At 45.2% G+C, this 20,370-nt stretch carries 16 protein-coding genes and 1 pseudogene; 9 read left to right on the top strand and 8 right to left on the bottom strand.

Features of this window, described 5'->3' with window-relative positions:
* Window positions 1-174: 174 nt before the first annotated feature.
* From ACN0VA_RS09345 to ACN0VA_RS09335, 3 genes are all read left to right on the top strand, one after another.
* Entirely contained in the window at window positions 175-1,506 is a 1,332-nt protein-coding gene (locus ACN0VA_RS09345) for a TrkH family potassium uptake protein (RefSeq protein ID WP_417820886.1), read from the top strand.
* A gap of 84 nt (window positions 1,507-1,590) precedes the next feature.
* Window positions 1,591-2,649 (top strand): efflux RND transporter periplasmic adaptor subunit, encoded by a 1,059-nt coding sequence (locus ACN0VA_RS09340; protein ID WP_417820885.1) that lies wholly within the window; start codon window positions 1,591-1,593, stop codon window positions 2,647-2,649.
* Window positions 2,646-5,762 carry an efflux RND transporter permease subunit gene (locus ACN0VA_RS09335; RefSeq protein ID WP_417820884.1) on the top strand — a complete coding sequence of 1,039 codons (3,117 nt, stop codon included), beginning with the start codon at window positions 2,646-2,648 and terminating at the stop codon, window positions 5,760-5,762. Before ACN0VA_RS09340 ends, ACN0VA_RS09335 begins: the two co-directional genes overlap by 4 nt.
* Here ACN0VA_RS09335 and ACN0VA_RS09330 read toward each other — a convergent pair.
* From ACN0VA_RS09330 to putP, 3 genes are all read right to left on the bottom strand, one after another.
* A complete protein-coding gene (locus ACN0VA_RS09330; RefSeq protein WP_417820883.1) occupies window positions 5,759-7,444 on the bottom strand; it encodes a methyl-accepting chemotaxis protein in 1,686 nt (561 codons plus the stop codon). The genes ACN0VA_RS09335 and ACN0VA_RS09330 overlap by 4 nt on opposite strands.
* 22 nt (window positions 7,445-7,466) lie before the next feature.
* Window positions 7,467-8,078, bottom strand: a complete 612-nt coding sequence (locus ACN0VA_RS09325) for a hypothetical protein (RefSeq protein WP_417820882.1) — start codon at window positions 8,076-8,078, stop codon at window positions 7,467-7,469.
* A gap of 266 nt (window positions 8,079-8,344) precedes the next feature.
* Window positions 8,345-9,811, bottom strand: a complete 1,467-nt coding sequence (gene putP / locus ACN0VA_RS09320; RefSeq protein ID WP_417820881.1) for a sodium/proline symporter PutP — start codon at window positions 9,809-9,811, stop codon at window positions 8,345-8,347.
* A 302-nt stretch (window positions 9,812-10,113) separates the two neighbouring features.
* Here putP and ACN0VA_RS09315 point away from each other — a divergent pair, with 302 nt between their 5' ends.
* Entirely contained in the window at window positions 10,114-10,569 is a 456-nt protein-coding gene (locus tag ACN0VA_RS09315; protein ID WP_417820880.1) for an Lrp/AsnC ligand binding domain-containing protein, read from the top strand.
* A 5-nt stretch (window positions 10,570-10,574) separates the two neighbouring features.
* On the opposite strand, the gene ACN0VA_RS09310 is transcribed toward ACN0VA_RS09315, so the two are convergent.
* Genes ACN0VA_RS09310 through pxpB form a run of 3 tightly spaced genes read right to left on the bottom strand, consistent with a single transcriptional unit; the run spans window position 10,575 to window position 13,185 of the window.
* Window positions 10,575-11,348 carry a LamB/YcsF family protein gene (locus tag ACN0VA_RS09310; protein WP_417820879.1) on the bottom strand — a complete coding sequence of 258 codons (774 nt, stop codon included), beginning with the start codon at window positions 11,346-11,348 and terminating at the stop codon, window positions 10,575-10,577.
* Between the two features lie 2 nt (window positions 11,349-11,350).
* Window positions 11,351-12,442 carry a biotin-dependent carboxyltransferase family protein gene (locus ACN0VA_RS09305; RefSeq protein ID WP_417820878.1) on the bottom strand — a complete coding sequence of 364 codons (1,092 nt, stop codon included), beginning with the start codon at window positions 12,440-12,442 and terminating at the stop codon, window positions 11,351-11,353.
* Window positions 12,442-13,185: a 5-oxoprolinase subunit PxpB gene (gene pxpB, locus ACN0VA_RS09300; RefSeq protein WP_417820877.1), complete on the bottom strand. Its 744-nt coding sequence runs from the start codon at window positions 13,183-13,185 to the stop codon at window positions 12,442-12,444. The genes ACN0VA_RS09305 and pxpB overlap by 1 nt, the downstream gene beginning before the upstream one ends.
* 120 nt (window positions 13,186-13,305) lie before the next feature.
* On the opposite strand from pxpB, the gene ACN0VA_RS09295 reads away from it, so the two are divergent.
* The 5 genes from ACN0VA_RS09295 to ACN0VA_RS09275 all read left to right on the top strand — a co-directional run bounded on the left by ACN0VA_RS09295 (window position 13,306) and on the right by ACN0VA_RS09275 (window position 17,664).
* The gene (locus ACN0VA_RS09295) at window positions 13,306-14,280 is read left to right on the top strand and encodes a TRAP transporter substrate-binding protein (RefSeq protein WP_417820876.1); all 975 of its coding nucleotides are present in this window, start codon (window positions 13,306-13,308) and stop codon (window positions 14,278-14,280) included.
* 66 nt (window positions 14,281-14,346) lie between these two features.
* The gene (locus tag ACN0VA_RS09290) at window positions 14,347-14,886 is read left to right on the top strand and encodes a TRAP transporter small permease (RefSeq protein WP_417820875.1); all 540 of its coding nucleotides are present in this window, start codon (window positions 14,347-14,349) and stop codon (window positions 14,884-14,886) included.
* A complete protein-coding gene (locus tag ACN0VA_RS09285; protein ID WP_417820874.1) occupies window positions 14,886-16,187 on the top strand; it encodes a TRAP transporter large permease in 1,302 nt (433 codons plus the stop codon). The genes ACN0VA_RS09290 and ACN0VA_RS09285 overlap by 1 nt, the downstream gene beginning before the upstream one ends.
* Entirely contained in the window at window positions 16,163-17,041 is an 879-nt protein-coding gene (locus tag ACN0VA_RS09280) for a universal stress protein (RefSeq protein WP_417820873.1), read from the top strand. Before ACN0VA_RS09285 ends, ACN0VA_RS09280 begins: the two co-directional genes overlap by 25 nt.
* Window positions 17,042-17,133: 92 nt before the next feature.
* Window positions 17,134-17,664, top strand: coding sequence for a winged helix DNA-binding protein (locus ACN0VA_RS09275; protein WP_417820872.1), 531 nt, complete (start codon window positions 17,134-17,136; stop codon window positions 17,662-17,664).
* A gap of 91 nt (window positions 17,665-17,755) precedes the next feature.
* Here the strand turns inward: ACN0VA_RS09275 and ACN0VA_RS09270 are convergent, their stop codons facing one another.
* Both ACN0VA_RS09270 and ACN0VA_RS09265 read right to left on the bottom strand, forming a co-directional pair.
* Window positions 17,756-19,966: a methyl-accepting chemotaxis protein gene (locus ACN0VA_RS09270; protein WP_417820871.1), complete on the bottom strand. Its 2,211-nt coding sequence runs from the start codon at window positions 19,964-19,966 to the stop codon at window positions 17,756-17,758.
* Between the two features lie 107 nt (window positions 19,967-20,073).
* Window positions 20,074-20,370 (bottom strand): annotated as a pseudogene (locus ACN0VA_RS09265) (amino acid ABC transporter ATP-binding protein); the annotation flags it as partial.

Below are 20,370 nucleotides of genomic sequence, written 5' to 3'. Positions count from 1 at the left end.
CGTCTGTTGTCCACCTGGAAAGCGTTGACGGGGGATTTTGAATGTAGTCGGAAAATGGTTCTTCGCCCTTTATTCTCCCCCTTAGCTGGTCTTCTTTTCGCCTTAGCTGCTGCTATGGAAGTGCCAGCCTTGTTTGATTACATTGTTCACAACAAGGAGTGGGAAGCCTTTCAGATGAGCGCCATAGTTACCTTGTTTACAGGTCTCGCTCTTTTTCTGGTACGAGACCGTGACAGTTCTCACTTTTCACTAAAACATGGCTATCTGTTTACTGTGGCTTGCTGGATTTTATTACCTCTTTATGCGGCTTTGCCTTTCTATTGGTCTTCTCAGGACATGACCTTTACTGATGCCGTTTTTGAGACAATCTCCGGCCTCACAACAACGGGTGCAACAATTCTGACCGGATTGGAACACCTCCCCCCCGGCATTTTATTGTGGCGCGCCCTATTACAATGGATTGGCGGAATTGGGATTGTTGTCATGGCTATTTCCATTTTCCCTGTTCTTAAAACAGGTGGTATGCAGCTTTTTAAACTGGAATCTTCTGAGACTGCCGGAAAAATATTCCCGCGCATTCAAGATATCGCCATTGGTGTCTTTGCGATCTATTCCGGGCTGACAATTTTATGTGCCCTCATATATTATTCTGAGGGAATGGGAACATTTGATGCCATCGTGCACGCCATGACAACGCTTTCCACTGGCGGTTTTTCAACAACAGATCAATCCTTTGCCGCCTTTCCAGACAAAGGCATTATATGGACGGGGTCCATATTTATGTTTTTAGGGTCCGTCCCGTTCTCTTTGATGTTATTTTCCATGAAAAAACGACAGTGGTCTTTGTTCTTTCTGGATTCTCAAGTGCAAATTTACGCGGCATTTGTTTGTGTTGTCAGTTTTATCTGCGCCTATCTCTATTACGAAAATTCCGGAGCACAAGATTTTTTCACGGCGCTGACCCTTGCGACCTTTAACGTGATATCCGTCATTACAACAACCGGATATGCATTTGAAGATTACAGCCTCTGGGGCACATTTGCGCCTGTACTGTTCTTCTTTCTAACCTTTGTCGGTGGTTGTTCAGGTTCCACCGCTGGCGGCGTAAAAATGTTCCGTTTTCATGTGTTGTGGCTGTCCTGTCTGCAACAACTCAGAAGACTGATTTATCCCAATGGAATATTTTTGCAAAAAATCGAAGGGAAACCTCTGAATAACGAATTGAGCCAATCCGTCTTGATCTACATCTTCATGCTGATCATTAGCTTTGCAGTTATTTCCACATGCTTGAGCTTTACAGGACTTGATTTTACGACAGCCCTCAGCGGTGCGGCAACTGCCCTTTCAAACGTTGGGCCGGGGTTGGGGTCAATTATCGGACCAGCTGGGAATTTTCAGTCTTTGCCGGACTCTGCAAAATGGATCCTTGATATTGGAATGATTTTAGGGCGATTGGAATACGTTACGATTATCGTTTTATTGCAGCCACGATTCTGGCATTACTGAGAAAGACATCTGATTTATTTGCTAGCGGGAAACAACAAAATAACATAACTTTTCTACAAATTAACGCTATCGAAAAGTTTTCAAATGGTTCCCATCATCAAAGCAGTTGTTTTCATATTTTTTACCTTTCTTATTCAAAGCAATATTTCTTCTGCATCCGCTGCAGAAGATACAGGGATTAAAGTCGGAACCGCGCCCACAAAATATCGCAACATTGAAACAATTGTGGAAGCCGTTGGCACGACCAAAGCCAACAAAAGCGTTAAAATCATGGCAATCAGTGAGGGGATCGTTCGAAAAATCACCTTTGCCGATAGCCAATTTGTAAACGAAAATGATGTTTTACTTGAATTAGACAAAGAGATTGAGCGCGCAGACCTCGCCGAATCTCAAGCTAAATTACGTGAAGCACAACGCTCATTGGAACGATCGAAATCATTACGTAAAAGAGATGCTGTTGCTGTTTCGATGGTGGATAAACTTGAATCCGAAGTTGAAATTGCAAGGGCAGAACGCGAACGTGCGGCACGGCGTTTACAAGATCGAATAATCAAAGCACCCTTTTCTGGTCGTATCGGTTTTTCAGACATCGAAATCGGCAGTCATATCAAAGAAGACCAAACCATCGCTTTGCTTGACGACCTTTCCTCTATAAAGGTCGAATTCTTCTTACCTGAAACACTATACGCAAAAATTCACATCGGAACCGTTATTTTGGCAGAGGCTGCCGCATTTGAAAATCAAACCTTCAAGGGGAAAGTCGAAGCGATTGATACCCGTGTAAATGCAGATTCCCGTTCCTTCAAGGTCCGTGCGGTTATTGAAAATGAAGATGGGAAACTACCAGCAGGCATGTTTTTAAGACTGAGCCTTATTCTGGAAGCCCATGATGTTCTGAGTATTCCCGAAGAAGCCGTGATCATTGATGGGGCGCAAAATTATGTCTTTGCGGTCAATTCAGAAGGCACCAATCCCAAATCCGTCAAGACATCCATTAAGTTGGGGCGGCGCGCATTCGGTTGGGTCGAAGTTCTTGAAGGTTTAACTGAAAATCAATTGGTCATCACACGCGGTATTCAAAAAGTTAAAGATGGTAGTTCGCTGAACATTTTAAATGAAAGTGCCATGCAGGTGACCCAATGACACTTTCTGAACTTTCAATTCGGCGACCTGTTCTTGCGATTGTCTCCAGCCTGCTCATCATCACCGCAGGTATTGCTTCTGTTTTCTCAATCCCCATTCGCGAACTCCCCGATGTCGATACAGCCGTTATCACGATTACGACCTATTACACCGGCGCTTCACCCAAAATTGTGGATACAGATATCACCGAAGTGATTGAAAGTTCCATTTCCGGCGTATCCGGCGTTAAATCCATTCAATCACAAAGCCGTCGTGGACGCGCCAGAACTGTCATCGAATTTGAAAGCGGACGCGATATTGACGAAGCCACCAATGACATTCGGGATGCGGTTGGACGCATTCGTTCAAAACTTCCCGAGGGTGTCGATGAACCGGCTATTGTAAAAAGCGACAGCGATGCTGATCCGGTCATGCGCCTTGCCGTCGTATCAGATCGCCATAAACCAGAAGAAATTACGGATTACGTCGAACGCTATATCATTGATCATTTATCCACTTTGGAAGGTGTTGCCAGCGTGGATATCAGGGGGGAACGCCGCTACGCCATCCGTGTATGGCTAGACAGGCGGGCAATGGCGGCGCGCAACGTAACGGTCAGCGATATTGAAAATGCGATAGAACGCAATAATATCGAACTTCCGGCTGGTGAAATCAAATCGCAAAACCGTTTGCTTGAACTTCGCCTCAACGCGCGCCTTTCCACACCTGAACAATTTGAAAACATCATCCTTGGCAAGATAAATGGTTACTCCGTTCGCTTACGCGATGTCGCACAAATTGAACAAGGGGTAGAAAGTGATGATTTGATCCTGCGCGCCAATGGAAAACCAGCAGTCGGGCTTCAAGTTATTCGGCAAAGTCAGGCAAATACGATGGCCATTTCACAATTGGTTCGTCAAAAAGTTGAAAGCCTGAAAGATAACCTGCCTCAGGGGATGGAAGTCATTGTCGGTTCTGACGATGCCTTATTTATTTCCGCCTCAATCGAAGAGGTCATCACGGCCCTTATTATATCACTCACCCTCGTTGTCATGGTTATCTTGCTGTTTCTGCGATCCTTACGCACAACGCTCGTTCCGGTCGTTACTATTCCGGTTGCCTTAATCGGTTGTCTTGCCTTGATCGCACTTTTTGGGTTTTCCATTAATGTTCTAACATTACTCGCCCTACTTTTGGCGATCGGCTTGGTCGTTGATGATGCTATTGTCGTTCTGGAAAATATTAAACGACGTATTGATGGTGGTGAAACTCCAATTGTCGCCGCCATGCGCGGTACCCAGCAAGTCACCTTTGCTGTCTTGGCAACCTCGGTTACATTGGTCGCAGTCTTTATTCCAATTTCCTTTCTAGGCGGACAGGTTGGTCGTCTTTTTAGTGAATTCGGGCTGATTATGGTCGCCGCAGTTGCCATTTCTACTTATGTCGCCCTGAGTTTATGCCCCATGATGGCATCGCGTCTTATTAAGGCACCCAAAAAATCTGAAATTGCAGACGGGATTATAGATGACGACCATCTCCTCGCCCAATCAATGATCGGCACAGTATATAGAAATCTGTTGGAAAAGGCCCTACAGCACCCATATTTCATCCTCGCCATTTGCTTGATTTTCAGCTTGGGTGCCATCGGCATATATAATGAATTACCACGGGAACTGGCCCCGCGCGAAGACCGCGGCGTTGCCTTTGTTCCCATGACAGCACCACAAGGATCTACCCTGTCCTATACAGATGAGCAGGCGGTACAGGTTGAAAAGATGCTTGCCCCACAGGTTCAGCAGGGCAACATTCGGTCCGTTTACACAATTATTGGCTGGGGGAACCGCCCCTATCGTGGTTTTGTCGTCATGCGCCTAGCCCCTTGGGACGAACGAGATCAAACTCAGGATCAAATCGTCAACAGTGTACGTCCACAGGTAAAGGACTTACCGGGTGCGCGTGCCTCGGTTTCCAGCCCTGCTGGCTTGGGTTTACGGGGGAACTCCACGCCTTTACGCATCGTCGTTGGCGGGACAGATTTCGACCAAGTGAAACAATGGGCCAACATTTTATTAGAACAAGCAAAACTAAATGAAGGTCTGGTCAATCCAGAAATGGATTATGAAGAAAACCAACCGCAATTGGACATCCAGTTTGACCGACAACGGGCATATGATCTGGGGATTAATGCTCAGGAGATCGCAACAACCCTTCAGGTTATGTTTGCATCTAAAGAAATCAGCACCTACGTAGACCGTGGACGTGAATATTCCGTTGTCGCTCAAATCCAACCGGAAGATCGCAAAACATACAATAGCCTAGAGAACGTCTTTATTCGCCCACACACAAATAATCCTTCGGCATTGGTCCCGATTGGTGCTCTTGTGCAGGCAGAAGAAACGGCAGCCTCTGCTGAATTACGCCGTTATGCACGTTTGCCCTCCATCACCATTCAAGCCGCGCTTGCTCCCGATTATACACTCGGACAAGCCGTCAGCTATATGGAAGAGGCCGCACAGGAGTTTCTTCCCGTAAATGCAAAAATTGGATATGCCGGACAATCAGCAACGTTTAAAGATACATCTGGGGGTATCCAGACTGTTTTCATACTCGCGCTCGTTATTGTTTTCTTGGTTTTAGCGGCCCAATTTGAAAGTTTTATTCACCCTCTCGTCATTATGCTGTCGGTTCCCCTTGCAATCGCCGGGGCTGTCTACACCATGATGTTGGCGGGCTTATCCTTAAATGTTTACAGCCAGATCGGCATATTGTTGCTGGTTGGACTTATGGCTAAAAACGGTATCTTAATCGTTGAATTTGCCAATCAATTACGTGACGAAGGGATGAGTGTTCGTGAAGCTGTTAAAGAAGCAGCAATTTTGCGTTTTCGCCCCATTATTATGACCGTTATCTCAACCATTCTCGGCGCCGTGCCTTTGGTCATTGCTACAGGTGCCGGTGCAGAAAGCCGCATTGCAATTGGTTGGGTTATTGTTGGCGGACTAGGTCTTGCCCTTTTCCTAACTTTGTTTCTAACGCCCGTCTTGTACAGTCTTCTTGCAGGTTTTTCACAACCGAGGTCATCTGTTAAAAAAGCACTGGAAGAAGAACTGCAACAAGAGGATCAGGCTTTTTAAATTTGTTTAACCGCATTTAAGAAGCTGCTGATATCATTTTTCAATCCATCATTGTTATTCCCTAAATCGGATACTGTAACCTGTTGTCCTTCAGCAAGTTTACCTGTTTCTTCAGCCGCTTTGGCAACAGAGAGTACAACGTTCGAAACTTCGTTTGCCCCTTGGGCTGCTTCATCAACATTGCGTGCGATTTCACTGGTTGCCGCCCCTTGTTGTTCAACTGCGGCCGCCACAACAGCTGTCAGTTCATCAATTCTGCGAATGGTTTCGCCAATACCAAGAACAGCATCCGCCGCAGATCCGGTTTCACGTTGAATTTCATCGATTTTACGACTGATTTCATCCGTGGCCTGTCCGGTTTGCGTCGCGAGATTTTTAACTTCACTGGCAACAACAGCAAATCCCTTACCTGCTTCACCGGCACGTGCCGACTCAATCGTTGCGTTCAAAGCCAGCAGATTTGTCTGTTCTGCAATATCACTGATAATCTGAACAACTTGGCCAATGCTGACAGCCGCTTCGTTCAATGCAACAACACGTGTGTTCACCATTTCAACTTCTGAAACGGCTGCGCGTGAGACTTCAGAGGCTTGAGACATTTGTCTTGAAATCTCATCAATGGAGGAAGACAATTCTGTCGACGCCGCAGAAACCGTCTGAATATTCGAACTGGCTTCTTCAATCGCCGTTGATGCATCTTGGGACAAGGCACCTGTCTCAACCGCATTTCCTGCCATTGTAGATGCAGACTCCATGACCTCAGCAACAGAACGGCTTACGATATCAAGGCCAATTCTCATTTTCTCATCAAAGTTCTTGGCAAGTTCTTCCAGTTTTTCGTGTCGACGACGTTCCAACTCTTGCTGCTCTGCTTCCTTGGCCTGCATTTCACGCTGTTCAATGGCATTTTGTTTGAAGACTTCAACCGCTTTTGCCATACCACCGATTTCATCTCGACGATCTGCGCCATTGACCACTGTATCCAACTGCCCTGCAGCCAAATCACCCATAACATTCGTCATACGTCCAATCGGCCCAGCAATAACGCGGGTCAGAACAATCCCAAAGAAAATAGCGGCAACAATCAACAACCCGACAGAAACTATAATGGTTGTTGAAAAACGTGTCATTGCGGCTTCTTTGGTCGCCAATGCTTCTTTTGCAATCTCCATTAGATTTCGTGAAAGTTCTTGGGCCGTATGATCAAATTTTGAAATAACTCCCTGCGGCAAGCCCGTTACTTCAACGGCACGGGCCTGATTAACAGTAAGGTAATTCCTCATCAAACGAATTTGTTCCGAGGCGTAGAGCGTCACCCACTCGCCATAATATTCACCTAATTTATTAACCTGCCCATCCACGTTTTTTGAGTTCTTCGATAAATCCTTGAGACGTTTAAAGTGTTTCGTAACGACAACACCAAAGTCGTTAAATTCCTTTAAACCTGCCCGGTCACCCGTCAACAAATAGTATAAAAGCCCCTGACGTTGTTCAGAAAAGGCCTGTTGATATAATTGATAAGTTGTCTCCATTTCATGGGCATTTTCGCTCTCATGTTCAGCGGACTTAATTTCATTAATCGCCGAAAAAGAAATAATGGCCATTAGAACTGTGACCACGATAAGAATTGAAAAACTCAAACTTAGCTTTTGAGCGATTTTCATATGACGTAAAAACTGCATATTATGTTCCTTCTCTTATCGCTTAAAGCATGCCGCGACGGCGTGCCAGTTCCGTCAGGTTATATTCAACAGTAACCGCACCGATCGGTTTTTGATCTGCCCCGGTTACGGTCAAATTAACTTGAGTGCGCCAGGTACTACTGCCCTCGTGGAACTCTGGCTCATCAATGAACACAGCGGCAGCACCATTCGGAAATGTTTTTTGAAATTTCCCCTCGTCCCCTTGCCAAAAATCCGAAGTGATGGAGCTTTGCCCCACGTTCAACCCTTTTGCATCCATGATAAATATTTCGGTAAACAAGCCACCGGATGCAGCCTGAATTTGTGTCAAATAGCTTGATAAGGGACTACTGAGCGTCGCCGCAATAAGGGGTTGATCATCACTTTTACGTTCTGCTCGCCACTGCTTATCTAATTTATCAACTTCTTCTTGGGGTAAAGTTTGATAACGCTTGTTTTGTGCACTGATCGACATCTCCACAACGGGGTTTTTCAACCATTCTTTAATTTGTGCAATTGCCGCTTGATCCAGTATAGACGTAGGTGGTGGTGCCGGTTGGGCGAATACATGACCTACAGTCAGAAAACACAATAAAGTAAAGATGAACTTACTAATAATACACACTTTTTTCATCGACTTGTTCCTCCCGATATATTCATACTTGAGCAAGGACCAACGCGATGTCAACATTAGCATATATAAAAAAAAGATTTTTATGCTAAAAAAATTCTACCATATGGATAATTCCCTAAATAGTTTTACATACAATAGTAAAAATGCAACTTAACTTGGTTTTTAAGTTATTTTCAAAACTTGAAGGCAAAAAAAAGCCCGTCCTCAACAAAAGGACGGGCTTTCAACGATCTGCAACAAAGTTGATAGAACGAGCTATATCAATGTTATGATTTAACCTCGGCCTCAACTTCATCAAAGAGAGTCTGAACATTGTCAGACGGCGGCGTGCTGATCTTGGAGACAATTAAAATCGCAAGGAAAGAGAATACAATCCCGGGGATAATCTCATAAAGGTCAAACCAGCCACCAGAAAGCTGCTTCCATACCACAACCGTGACACCGCCGACGATGATACCTGCATAGGCGCCTGCTTTCGTCATTTTCTTCCAATAAAGGGAAAGAATGAGCGCGGGACCAAATGCCGCACCGAACCCGGCCCAGGCATAAGAAACAAGTGCGAGGACTTTTGAATCTTTGTCCATTGCCAACGCTGTCGCAATAATGGCGATACCAACAACGGCCAAGCGCCCTACCATAACCAGTTTTTCTTGAGACGCTTCTTTGTTAAACAACGCTTTATAAAAATCTTCAGCCAAGGCGGAAGAGGAAACGAGAAGCTGAGAGTCAGCCGTACTCATAATCGCCGCGAGAATAGCCGCCAGCAAAATACCGGCAACGACAGGATGGAAAATTGCGTCTACCAGAACCATAAAGACAGTCTCGCTATCGCCTAGTCCATCAGGTAAATAACCAATCGCCACCAGACCAATTAAACAGGCACCAATCATGGATACCCCTGTCCAAAGAACGGCAATTCGGCGCGCAGACGGTACAGCGTCCTTACTTTTGATCCCTTTAAAGCGGGCTAAAACGTGCGGCTGACCAAAATAACCAAGCCCCCACCCCAAAAGCGAAAGCGTACCGATGAGCGTAATGGAAGAACCATCTGCTTCCGTGAACATATTCAGGAGTTCAGGGTTTTTAGCCTCAATAGCCGACAAAGTGCCACTCAAGCCACCAATTTCCCCCATTGCCACCAACGGAACAATCAGCAAGGCACCTACCATCAAAAGCCCTTGCACGACATCCGTCCACGAAACGGCAAGAAACCCACCGAACATCGTGTAAGAAATAACCGCAACGGCCCCTATGATAACGGCAATTTCATATTGAAATCCAAAAACCGTTTCAAAAAGTTTCCCCCCAGCAACAAGGCCGGAGCTTGTATAAAACAAGAAGAAGATGAGAATAAAAATAGCAGAAACTACACGCAAACCATGACCGCTGTCTTCAAAGCGCTTTTCAAAAAATGCCGGTAAGGTCAAAGAGTTTTCCGCACGAAACGAATAAACGCGCAAACGCTGTGCAACCAAGAGCCAGTTCAGCCATGTTCCAACCAGCAAGCCACCCGCAAGCCAGAAAGAACCAAAGCCAGCCGCCATCGCATAACCGGGAAGCCCCATAAGCAACCAACCACTCATGTCAGAAGCACCCGCACTTAATGCGCTGGGTAACGGACCAAGGTTACGCCCACCGAGAATATAGTCAGACAGGTCTTGTGTACGACGATAAGCGTACAGGCCAATCCCCAGCATCAAAACCAAATATATAACGAAAGTAAAAGTGATCATTCAGATATAAACCCTTATTAAACTGTATTTATATGCCTTACATCATCGGCCTTTGTGTTCGGCCCTCCGGCGCCATCCCTCCCATAACCCCGAAGATAACGCGACTCATGTGCAACAGTTGCTAAGACTAACAGTTTGACCAAAGTTCATATCTCTATTTTTTAGGTATTTTTAGTATATTTAACTTTTTAAATCAGCATAAACAGGATATTAACGTAATAAGCTATAACATTTAAGAATTATAAACTGTAAAACATTCTCTAAATATGTAAATATCGGTTAGTCAAAAAAGAGGGAATATCATGTTAGACAAATTTGACCTGTCGATCCTAAGAGAATTACAGCGCAATGGTCGAATAACAGTTACAGAACTGGCAAATCGCGTCGGGCTGTCCAAAACCCCCTGCCAAGTCAGAATGCGCAAACTTGAGGACATGAAGTATATAAAAGGATATATGGCGATCCTTGATCAAGGAAAGCTTGGTGCCAAACATGTCGCTTTTGTCAAAGTTTCCCTCACCGATACCCGGTCCAACGCCCTTGAAGCCTTTAACGATGCCGTGCGTGACATAACAGAAATCGAACAATGCCACATGATTGCAGCAGATTTTGATTATTTGTTAAAAGTGCGCACAGCCAATATCGAAACATACCGGACTGTCTTGGGTGAAAAAATTTCAAGACTTCCCTTTGTGCAACAAACCAGCACATTCGTCGTTATGGAAGACGTGAAAGATATCGCCCACAGCCTATTTTAAACCCCTCAGGTAAAGTCCATTTGATCCAACGGACAAACGTTTAAGCCTTGTTTTTCAAGGCCGTTTAACACAAAGGACGCGGTATCACAGGCTTTTGGGGTATCACCATGCACACAAATACTGTGAATATCTGTTTTCAATACTTTGCCATCTATTGAAATTAAAGCCGACTTTTCCACCATTTCCATCACGTGATTAAGACATGTTTCAGCATCATGGATTACTGCACCTTCGACCTTCCGGCTCACCAAGGTGCCTTTATCCGTGTAAGCTCGATCTGCAAAAATCTCTTCAGCAACGTTTAAACCCGCCTTTTTTGCAGCAAGGGAAAGTTCTGACAATGCCGGTGCCAAAAAAATCAAGTTTTGATCAACATCCTTAACAGCACGACAAATAGCAGAAGACAGATCGGCATCTTCACACGCCATATTATTCAGGGCACCATGCGGTTTAACATGCGTCACCTTGCCACCTTGTGATGCAGCAATGGCAGAAAGTGCACCGATTTGATAAACAATCATCGCGTAAACGTCATTTAACGCCATTTGCATGGGGCGTCGACCAAAACCTTGTAAATCCGGAAAGCCGGGATGCGCCCCAATTGAAACATTATTTTCGAGCGCCATAGAGACTGTTTGTTGCATGACCAAAGGGTCACCGGCATGAAACCCACAGGCCACATTGGCCGATTTAATGGCTTTCAAAAGCTGGGCATCATTGCCGATTGTATATGCACCAAAACTTTCACCAAGATCAGCATTCAGGTTAATCATTTTCATTTTTAAATATCTCCGTCAAGGTGACCGGGGAAATGGTCCGGACATCCCATATCAACAACACCACCGATCAGATTGCTTTCATAAAGTGCTTTGAGATTGATAAAACCATTGGCACTCGCAGCAACAATAGACCGTTTCAGACGTTTTAGTTCTTCACGTGACTGTCTTGCAATAACGCAGGCTTCATGCGCAGATACAGCCTCAAAATAGAATTCTGTGCCCGGCAATGAATTCGCAATCAAGTGCAAGTCAGACGAAATAACCGTTGCAATCTTCGGGTAGCCACCAACAGTTTGCCCATCATTTAACAAGACAATAGGTTGTCCACTTCCCGGTACCTGTATTGCACCGGGGGTCACACCATCCGAGATGATTTGACTTCCCTTTTCCTTCTTATGATGAAGGGGGCTGCCCTCTAATCTTGCGCCCATACGGTCGGATTGTTTGCTAATCGTGTAATAGTTTTTCAGAAACTGATTAATCGTAGTTTCTTCAAAAAAATCTTCTTGTGGACCCAGCACCACGCGGACCTTCTCAGCTGTTCCAACGGGAGGGGATGGTACAAGTTTATCAGCCTCATTGGCCAATTTTAAACTATTACTCCCGAGATTCAGGCCATCCCCGGACTTTAAGAAGCCACCATCCAAACCACCAAGTTCCGAGCGTACATATGTCGATTTGCTCCCCATTACTGGTTTGACATTCACACCACCGGAAACAGCAATAAAGCCAGACATCGTCTGTTCCAAGGTACCAATTTTGGCTTCCTCATCAGGATTAAGCGTAAAGCTTCGCCATCCCGAAACGCTATGGGTATGTAACTCTGCCTCGCCACGGGAAATAATTTCAATTTTCACATTTCCGCAAACAGCCAGTTTAACAGGCTCATCCACGGCTTTTAGCGTCGGGCCAACAACGCGAAATTCAATTCCGGCATCATCTGCAGCATTGCCGACCAAACAGTTCCCCAATTCCATCCAATGAGGCGTCACACTGCCACAGATGGGAATCCCGAATTCTTGGAACCCGGGTCGACCTTTATCCTGAATAAAAGATTGAAAACCGGGAGAGACTATTTCCAAAGCACCCTTCATCAGGCGACCTCTTTTTCCTGACAAATAGAAGAATAATCATATTCCCCCATTGCCAATGCCTGTTGAATATCTTCAAAATCTTGGACGGATACTTGACGAAAACACACTTGATCACCTGCTTTTAACAAAACAGGTTCCTCCCGTTTCGCATCAAACAAATCAATCGGCATACGTCCAATCAAATGCCAACCGCCCGGACTTTCTGAAGGGTAAACAGCCGTCAGTTGATCTGCAATCGCAAGGGAACCTTTCGGAACCGCCGTGCGTGGTTGGGAACGGCGCGGCAAACGCAAACGTTCGTCCAACAGTCCCATAAACGCAAACCCCGGTAAAAATCCTAACATAAAAACGTCATAGACCGTTTCTTGATGGATGGATATCACTTCATCTTGTGTCAGTCCGGTTGTTTCTGCAACCTCTTTTAAATCAGGTGCATATTGGTCATCATAACAAACGGGGAAAATCCATTTTGTCGTCGCATTTAAATCACTATTACCCTCTTCTATATAAGGGGCAACCAAATTCACCACTTCCTCCGGGAACAAAACTGTAGAATCAAAATGCACTGTCAATGATCGAAATGTTGGCACACTTTCAATAATACCTTTTACGAGACCATTGGAAATCGATTCCTTTAAATTTGCATGCACACCGAGTACATGATGGTTTACACGTCGGGATATAACGGAGCCAAACTCGAAAGTTATAGCGCGATCACCTAGATTCAAGACCGGATAATCCATTAGAAAACCTCGTAAAATTATATTTGCCATCTTAACGGTGACATAAAATTAAAATTTCTTTGACATTTTGTCAATATTTTATCATTGTTATGGCGATGTTATAATATGGAGGTAACTTAAATGTTCAAATTCTCGAAGCTTGCACTTGCTGCGGCTGCACTTATTGCATTAGGCGGGCAAGCGTCTGCGAAAGATGTATGGAATATGCCGACCCCTTACCCGGACGGAAATTTCCACACCGTCAATATCAAAGCCTTCGCCGATGAAGTCCGTACGGCAACAAATGGCGAACTTGATATCAAAATTCACAGCGCAGGCTCGTTAGTCAAACACCCGGAAATTAAAAATGCCGTTCGCAAAGGGCTTGTTCCGATCGGTGAATTTTTCCTCTCTCGTCTCAGTAATGAAAACCCGGTCTTCGGTATCGACTCAATTCCGTTCCTCGCAACAAATTACGCAGATGCAGAACGCCTCTGGAATGCTTCTCGTCCAATCATCGAAAAACAATTGCAAAAGCAACGCCTGAAAGTTTTATTTTCTGTTCCTTGGCCCCCCCAAGGTCTTTATGCCAAAAAAGAAGTTAAATCTTTGGAAGACCTAAAAGGCGTTAAAATGCGGGCCTACAATGCCTTAACTGAACGTTTGGCACGTCTGTCCGGTGCGGTTCCGACCCAAGTTGAAGTTCCCGACATCCCCCAAGCTTTTGCAACAGGTCAAGTGGATGCAATGATCACTTCCCCATCCACGGGCGCAAACTCCAAAGCATGGGATTTTGTTTCCAATTTTGTTGACGTACAGGCTTGGATCCCGAAAAATATCGTTGTTGTAAACCAGAAAGCTTATGACAAATTATCTGACAGCGCCAAATCAGCAATCGATGCTGCTGCTAAAGCAGCCCAAACACGTGGTTGGAAAGCCAGCCAAGCTGAAACAGCCGCTAAAATTAAAATCTTGCAAGACAATGGCATGAAGGTCTCTACACCCACGGCCGATTTGCTTAACGGTTTGAAAAAAGCCGGTAGCGAAATGACTGCAGACTGGGCAAAAGCGTCCGGTGCTGATGGTCAGGAAATTCTGGCAACTTACAATAAATAATACGACAAATGGCGAAGGGCACGTCCCTTCGCCATCGTTATATGCGGAGGTTTCAAAATGAGGGCTATGCTCGACAAACTTTATGTCATAGGGGGCGTGACGGGAGCGCTTTTCCTGTTTGGCATTTTCTCAATCGTGCTGTTACAAGTAGGGGCAAATCTAATTGATTTCATTTCCTCGGCCCTGACAGGTCATGCAATTGGATTAACAATCCCTTCTTATGCTGAAATTGCAGGGTTCATGCTGGCAGGCGCCTCTTTTCTCTCGTTGCCTTATGCCCTTCGCCACGGAACACATATTCGGGTTAACCTATTCATTCAACGCTTAGGTTCCAAGGGACAACAACTCACTGATATCTGGTCCTTTCTCATCGGAACAGCCTTAACGGGCTGGCTGGCTTATTACGCATGGGAACTGGTTCTTGAATCTTATGAATACGGGGACCTTTCCACCGGACTTATCGCTGTTCCCATTTGGATTCCACAAGTTTCACTCGCATTGGGAACAACATTAATGACGGTCTCCATGTTGGATGGTTTCATTTCATCACTTATGCAAAAAGATTTTTTTATTAAGGCTGAAAATGCCGATCTGGGGGCAGAATAATGAGTGATATTCTTCTGCCTGCCTTCATTATTTTAATTGTTTTATTCACTTTGCTGGGAAGTGGTGTTTGGGTCGGTATTTCCCTTTTGGCCGTTGCTGCCATTGCAATGGAAGTTTTCACCACATCACAGACAGGCCCCTTAATGGCCTCTACAATTTGGGGTGCCAGCAATCTTTGGTCTCTTGCAGCCCTTCCCCTCTTTATTTGGATGGGGGATATTCTGTTTAGGTCCCGCTTATCAGACGACATGTTTGAAGGGCTTCACCCGTGGATGGGGAATTTGCCCGGCAAACTCCTTCATATCAACATTATCGGCTGCGGTATCTTTGCTGCGGTTTCAGGATCTTCTGCGGCAACAGCTGCAACCATCGGGAAAATTTCAATCCCCGAGTTAAAGCGTCGCGGTTATGACGAAAAAATGATATTAGGAACACTTGCCGGATCCGCAACTTTGGGACTGTTGATCCCGCCCTCCATTATTCTGATCGTATATGGTGTTGCGACTGAACAGTCCATTGCCCGCCTCTTTGTTGCTGGCGTCGGGCCGGGTATCATGCTGGTCGTTATGTTTATGGCTTATGTCGCCATTTGGTCCTTTCTCAACAAAGACAAAATGCCTGAAACCGCCGAAAGTTTCTCATGGAAGCAACGTTTTCACAGCATTAAAAATCTCGGCCCCGTGGTTCTGCTGATTGCCGGGGTTATCGGCTCCATCTATATGGGCATTGCCTCACCAACTGACGCAGCCGCCGTCGGCGTTTTTCTATCTCTTTGCCTCACAAAAATGACAGGCGATTTGACAAAAGAAAGCTTCATCGACGGGATCCTAAGTGCAACCCGGACATCTTGCATGATTGCCTTTATTTTGGCAGGTGCCGCTTTTCTAACAACGGCAATGGGTTTTACAGGCATTCCGGCCAGTCTTGCCAGTTGGATCGGTCAAATGGGCTTAAGCCAATATCAATTACTTGGTGCTCTTACCCTTTTCTTCATTGTTATGGGCTGTTTCCTTGATGGCATTTCAGTCGTGGTTTTAACAACCGCCGTTATTCTCCCCATGATCGAGACGGCAGGGATTGATCCCTTATGGTTCGGTATCTTCATTGTGATCGTGGTTGAAATGTCCCAAATCACTCCACCTGTCGGCTTCAACCTGTTTGTTATTCAGTCCTTGTCGGGGCGCAATATTTTAGTTGTCGCCAAAGCCGCCCTTCCGTTTTTCCTCATTCTTATTGGTGCCGTCGGTGCGATTACAGCCTTTCCTGAAATCGTCACATGGCTGCCGAACAACATGAACTGATGCCCATCGTGGAGCAAATTATGAAACTCTCAAAAATCATGGTCTATCAAGATGACAATGCTCATTGCGTTAACTGGACGACTTACGCCGCCCATCTTGCAGATCAATTACATGCACATTTAACAGGTTTTTTTGTCGGACAAGACCCGACCGACCTTAAAATTTTTGATGATGCGTTGGCAAATGCCATTCAAAAAAATATCGATCTCGCCAGTATGCCATCGGCTGTAACACGGGCGCGATTTGATCAAACATTGAGCAATTTCAGCATCGAAACATCCTTTAAAATTGCAAATGAAAAACCATCGATTGCACTCCGCCGAGAAGCCCGTTTTTACAATCTTATTATTACAGGCCAACCAGATACCTCTTCAAGCGCAATGCAGGATGAAAAATCGGCTCTTTCCCATTTATTGATCGGCAGTGGTCGCCCCGTTATTGTGGTTCCTCGTGATTACAAGGCAAAACCAGCTTTTAAACGGGTCACCATTGCATGGGATGGGGGGCGTGAAAGTACACGTGCCCTTTTCGACAGTCTTCCCTTTATTGCCAATGCAGAAAGCATTGAGATCATTACGGTAAAAACCGAAGATGGAAGTCGGCCTTTTAGCGTTGCCCGACCGGATGAAATCTCAAGTTTACTCTCGGACATGGGATTGAAAAATCAGCATAAGGTCCTTGAAGCTAATGGACAGCGCTCAGGGCGGCTTATCCTTGAAAAAGCACAAGAACATCACAGTGATATCATCGTGATGGGGGCATATGCCCATTCCCGTTGGCGCGAACTGGTCTTGGGAAGTGCCACACGTTCCATCGTAAAACACACAACATTGCCTGTCTTGATGTCACATTAAAGCAAATAAACAGTCACAAAATAAGGAAAACACTCCTTGTAACACCGTCATTTCGCTGGTAAATTACAGATAAAATATACTAGGAGGCTTTTGTGACTGAAAAAAAAGAAGACTATCCCTACTCCCGCCACATCGTTTCTTCTGAACATCTTGCTTCGGAAGAAGGCTGGCAGTTAAGCGAGTTTGAATACGGATTAATCATTTCCTTTCATGCATTCAGTCGATGGATGACCCGTTGCATGACTGCGGTGGGAGAGAGTGACTTTAGTCCCTTGGATGTCTTAGTCCTTCACAACGTCAATCACCGGGCCAAAGAAAAAAGACTGGTCGACATCTGCTTCGTTTTAAATATCGAAGATCAGCACACTGTGAATTACTCCCTCAAAAAACTCCTGAAAGCAGGTTATGTTCAAGGGGAAAAACGCGGGAAAGAGCGCTTTTACAGCACAACGGAGGAAGGACAACACGTCTGTTCTGAATACCGGCGCATTCGTGAACGGTGCCTTGTCAGTGCCTATAAGGCGGTAGAACACAACAGTCTGGAGCTCTCCGACGTTGCAACCCTTCTTCGTGGCATGTCTGGCTTATACGATCAAGCATCCCGCACCGCGAGCGCTTTATAAACATAAGGTTTTGGAGGGGAATTTCGAATAAAGCTGAAATTCCCCTACCCCTCAAATACCTAGATTACTCACATTGATAAAGGAATAAGCCTTACTCACTTCCTTCCAAATGCTTCAGATATTTATCGATATTGCTTTGTAAGTTGGTGGCTTCTTCAGACAATTTACCCGATGTTCCGCGCAAATCGTTCGATAACTGACCGGTTTTTTCCGCTTCACCGCCAACAGCATTTACAATCTGATCAATTTCAGACGACCCATCGGTAATCCCCAAAACGCTTTGAGAAATTTCAACCGTCAAGCTTTCCTGCTGCGAAACCGTAGACGAAACCTCAAACTGAATGTCATGAATTTGTGAGATGACGTTATTAATTTCCTCAATGGCCGATTTGGCATCCACAACCTGATTTTGTACCACCGCAATTGTCTGTGCAATTTCATCTGTTGCATTTGAGGTCAACCCCGCCAAACGCCCGACCTCATCGGCAACAACGGCAAACCCTTTGCCCGCTTCACCAGCACGTTGCGCTTCAATTGTTGCATTCAAGGCAAGCATACGGGTTTGGGCTGCGATATCACTAATCATGCGGGTCACTTCGCCAATTTTCGAACTTGAACTTTCCAGTTCTTCCACGGCGCGATTACCCGTTTCCGCAACTGAAATCGCCGTTTCTGCCGTTTCTTTTGCCGTATTGGATTTTTCCGCCATATCAGAAAAGTTTGTGTTCAACAATGTCGCTGTTTGCGAAGCATTGCTCGCACTTTGGCGATTGCGTTCGGAAATTTCCTGTGCCTGATGAGCTTGCGTCACCGTTTCATCAGACTGTGTCCCTAAAGATTCAGATAAATGTTCCAAGCTGCGTGCTTGTTGCGCCACAATTTGTGCAACCGCAGTAACCTCTTCCATAATTTTTGCGGCAAATTCCCGTTCCTGTTTTTGCTGGGTTACATCTGTCCAGCTCAACATCGTATTCACATGGGCACCGTGTTGGCTCAAAACCGCCTGTGCATCTACTTCGACATGTCGATCTTTATAAATATATTGTTGTTTGAACGGCAAGTTTTCTGAATTTGAAATTTTAGCAATAAATGCCGCACCTTGTTCAAAGAGATCCGCAGACTTGTTGTTCACAATTTCATCTTCTGCAAATTGCAAGAAATCACGAGCGGCAACATTACAATAATCCAAATGTCCCTCCAAATCGCACAAGACAATACAGGATGCATTATTTTCAATAATGCGTTGTCGACGATAAGCTTGACGGACACTTTCCCTTAACATTTCCAACGCCGCAGCCATTGTGCGGAATTCATCATTACCGGTTGGTGGAATTTCAACACGCGTATTTCCTCCGCCCAAGTCTTTCATAGCGTTTGCAAAATTCTTGAGCTTGGCAAACACTGCAAATCGAAGCAATAACCAGCCACCAATGGCACAGCCCAACAATGCAATTGAGACAAGGGAAATAGCTTGGTTACGGATGTCTAAAAGGTTGTTCTTAAATTCGCTGATATCACGGGTCAACGAAACCGTCATCCATGTTTCACCCGTCGAAGCAGGCACATCAACAAACAAGGTTTCAAGTCCGGAATTTACAGCTTCTTCCACCGTCTCATTCTTGCTTCCCTCTTCCGAATTCGTCGATTGCGGATGGCTGGCAAGAAGAACTTCTTTCTTGGCATTCAACAACTTAACTTCACCTGATAGCGCACTCCCCAAATTGGCAAACTGAGGAATGGGATCGGTAATAAATTCAACATAACCTGCAACTTTAAACCCACCGATAGGCATGATTAAGCTATGAACTGGATGGCCGTCTTTTGTTTTCCATGTGTAGGCAACAGGCTTGCGTTGTGCCTGTTTATCGCGTTTTTGGAGTTTCTCTATAATTGCTTTATTACTTAAGACAGTTTCTTCAATGCCTTTTGATGAAAAGGTAATATTATTCAGTTCCTTATCAAAAACGTGAACACCTTGTAACATCACGGCCTTACTGACAACTTCCTGTGTCATATAAGTTGCGTCAGCACCGATCGTTAATTTCTTGGCATCCCCTTCGCGTGCACCTTGAACCAGCACACGATCACGTGACCACTTATCTACAATAGGGAAGAGTTCTTCATAGTAACGTTCAGCTATGGATTGGCGGACCAGAAAAGAAGCAATTTCACCTGACGTGTCATTGAAGTTTTTTATCGAAAATTTTTCATATGAGTTACTCAGCCATATCAGCGTTGTAATTACGACTGCTGTGCTAAACACACCGATCAGCGCCAAAATCTTACGAATTGTCCAATACATCTCGACCTAGATTCCTATTTCATTTTAATGCAGGGTTATCGTCCTCCCCGCTAAAGTATGAATAAAAACAATCGAGGCTGAAGATTGTCTCCAGCCTCGATCCTTATTCAATGTCCAATAATTTGGCTTAGGAACTCCTGAGTTCTTGGTTCTTGTGGGTTTTTAAAGAACTCGTGAGGTTCGTTTTCTTCAACGATCTGTCCATCCGCCATGAAGATGACGCGGTCGGCGACCGTTTTGGCAAAGCCCATTTCGTGTGTCACACACAGCATGGTCATGCCTTCTTCGGCCAGTTGTACCATCGTATCCAGCACTTCCTTGATCATTTCTGGATCAAGCGCCGAGGTCGGTTCATCAAACAGCATGATTTTCGGCTGCATGCACAAAGACCGGGCAATCGCCAC

It is taken from the genome of Terasakiella sp. (assembly GCF_048267425.1).
Taxonomy (GTDB): Bacteria; Pseudomonadota; Alphaproteobacteria; order Rhodospirillales; family Terasakiellaceae; genus Terasakiella.
Note: the sequence above shows the minus strand (reverse complement) of the source record. Positions and strands in the feature narration are given on the sequence as shown.

What these genes read in the sequence shown, in the direction of transcription:
- ACN0VA_RS09345 (WP_417820886.1), top strand. Translation starts at nt 175, where the DNA reads ATGAGCGCCATAGTTACCTTGTTTACAGGTCTCGCTCTTTTTCTGGTA.
- ACN0VA_RS09340 (WP_417820885.1), top strand. Translation starts at nt 1,591, where the DNA reads ATGGTTCCCATCATCAAAGCAGTTGTTTTCATATTTTTTACCTTTCTT.
- ACN0VA_RS09335 (WP_417820884.1), top strand. Translation starts at nt 2,646, where the DNA reads ATGACACTTTCTGAACTTTCAATTCGGCGACCTGTTCTTGCGATTGTC.
- ACN0VA_RS09330 (WP_417820883.1), bottom strand. Translation starts at nt 7,444, where the DNA reads ATGCAGTTTTTACGTCATATGAAAATCGCTCAAAAGCTAAGTTTGAGT.
- ACN0VA_RS09325 (WP_417820882.1), bottom strand. Translation starts at nt 8,078, where the DNA reads ATGAAAAAAGTGTGTATTATTAGTAAGTTCATCTTTACTTTATTGTGT.
- putP (WP_417820881.1), bottom strand. Translation starts at nt 9,811, where the DNA reads ATGATCACTTTTACTTTCGTTATATATTTGGTTTTGATGCTGGGGATT.
- ACN0VA_RS09315 (WP_417820880.1), top strand. Translation starts at nt 10,114, where the DNA reads ATGTTAGACAAATTTGACCTGTCGATCCTAAGAGAATTACAGCGCAAT.
- ACN0VA_RS09310 (WP_417820879.1), bottom strand. Translation starts at nt 11,348, where the DNA reads ATGAAAATGATTAACCTGAATGCTGATCTTGGTGAAAGTTTTGGTGCA.
- ACN0VA_RS09305 (WP_417820878.1), bottom strand. Translation starts at nt 12,442, where the DNA reads ATGAAGGGTGCTTTGGAAATAGTCTCTCCCGGTTTTCAATCTTTTATT.
- pxpB (WP_417820877.1), bottom strand. Translation starts at nt 13,185, where the DNA reads ATGGATTATCCGGTCTTGAATCTAGGTGATCGCGCTATAACTTTCGAG.
- ACN0VA_RS09295 (WP_417820876.1), top strand. Translation starts at nt 13,306, where the DNA reads ATGTTCAAATTCTCGAAGCTTGCACTTGCTGCGGCTGCACTTATTGCA.
- ACN0VA_RS09290 (WP_417820875.1), top strand. Translation starts at nt 14,347, where the DNA reads ATGCTCGACAAACTTTATGTCATAGGGGGCGTGACGGGAGCGCTTTTC.
- ACN0VA_RS09285 (WP_417820874.1), top strand. Translation starts at nt 14,886, where the DNA reads ATGAGTGATATTCTTCTGCCTGCCTTCATTATTTTAATTGTTTTATTC.
- ACN0VA_RS09280 (WP_417820873.1), top strand. Translation starts at nt 16,163, where the DNA reads ATGGCTGCCGAACAACATGAACTGATGCCCATCGTGGAGCAAATTATG.
- ACN0VA_RS09270 (WP_417820871.1), bottom strand. Translation starts at nt 19,966, where the DNA reads ATGTATTGGACAATTCGTAAGATTTTGGCGCTGATCGGTGTGTTTAGC.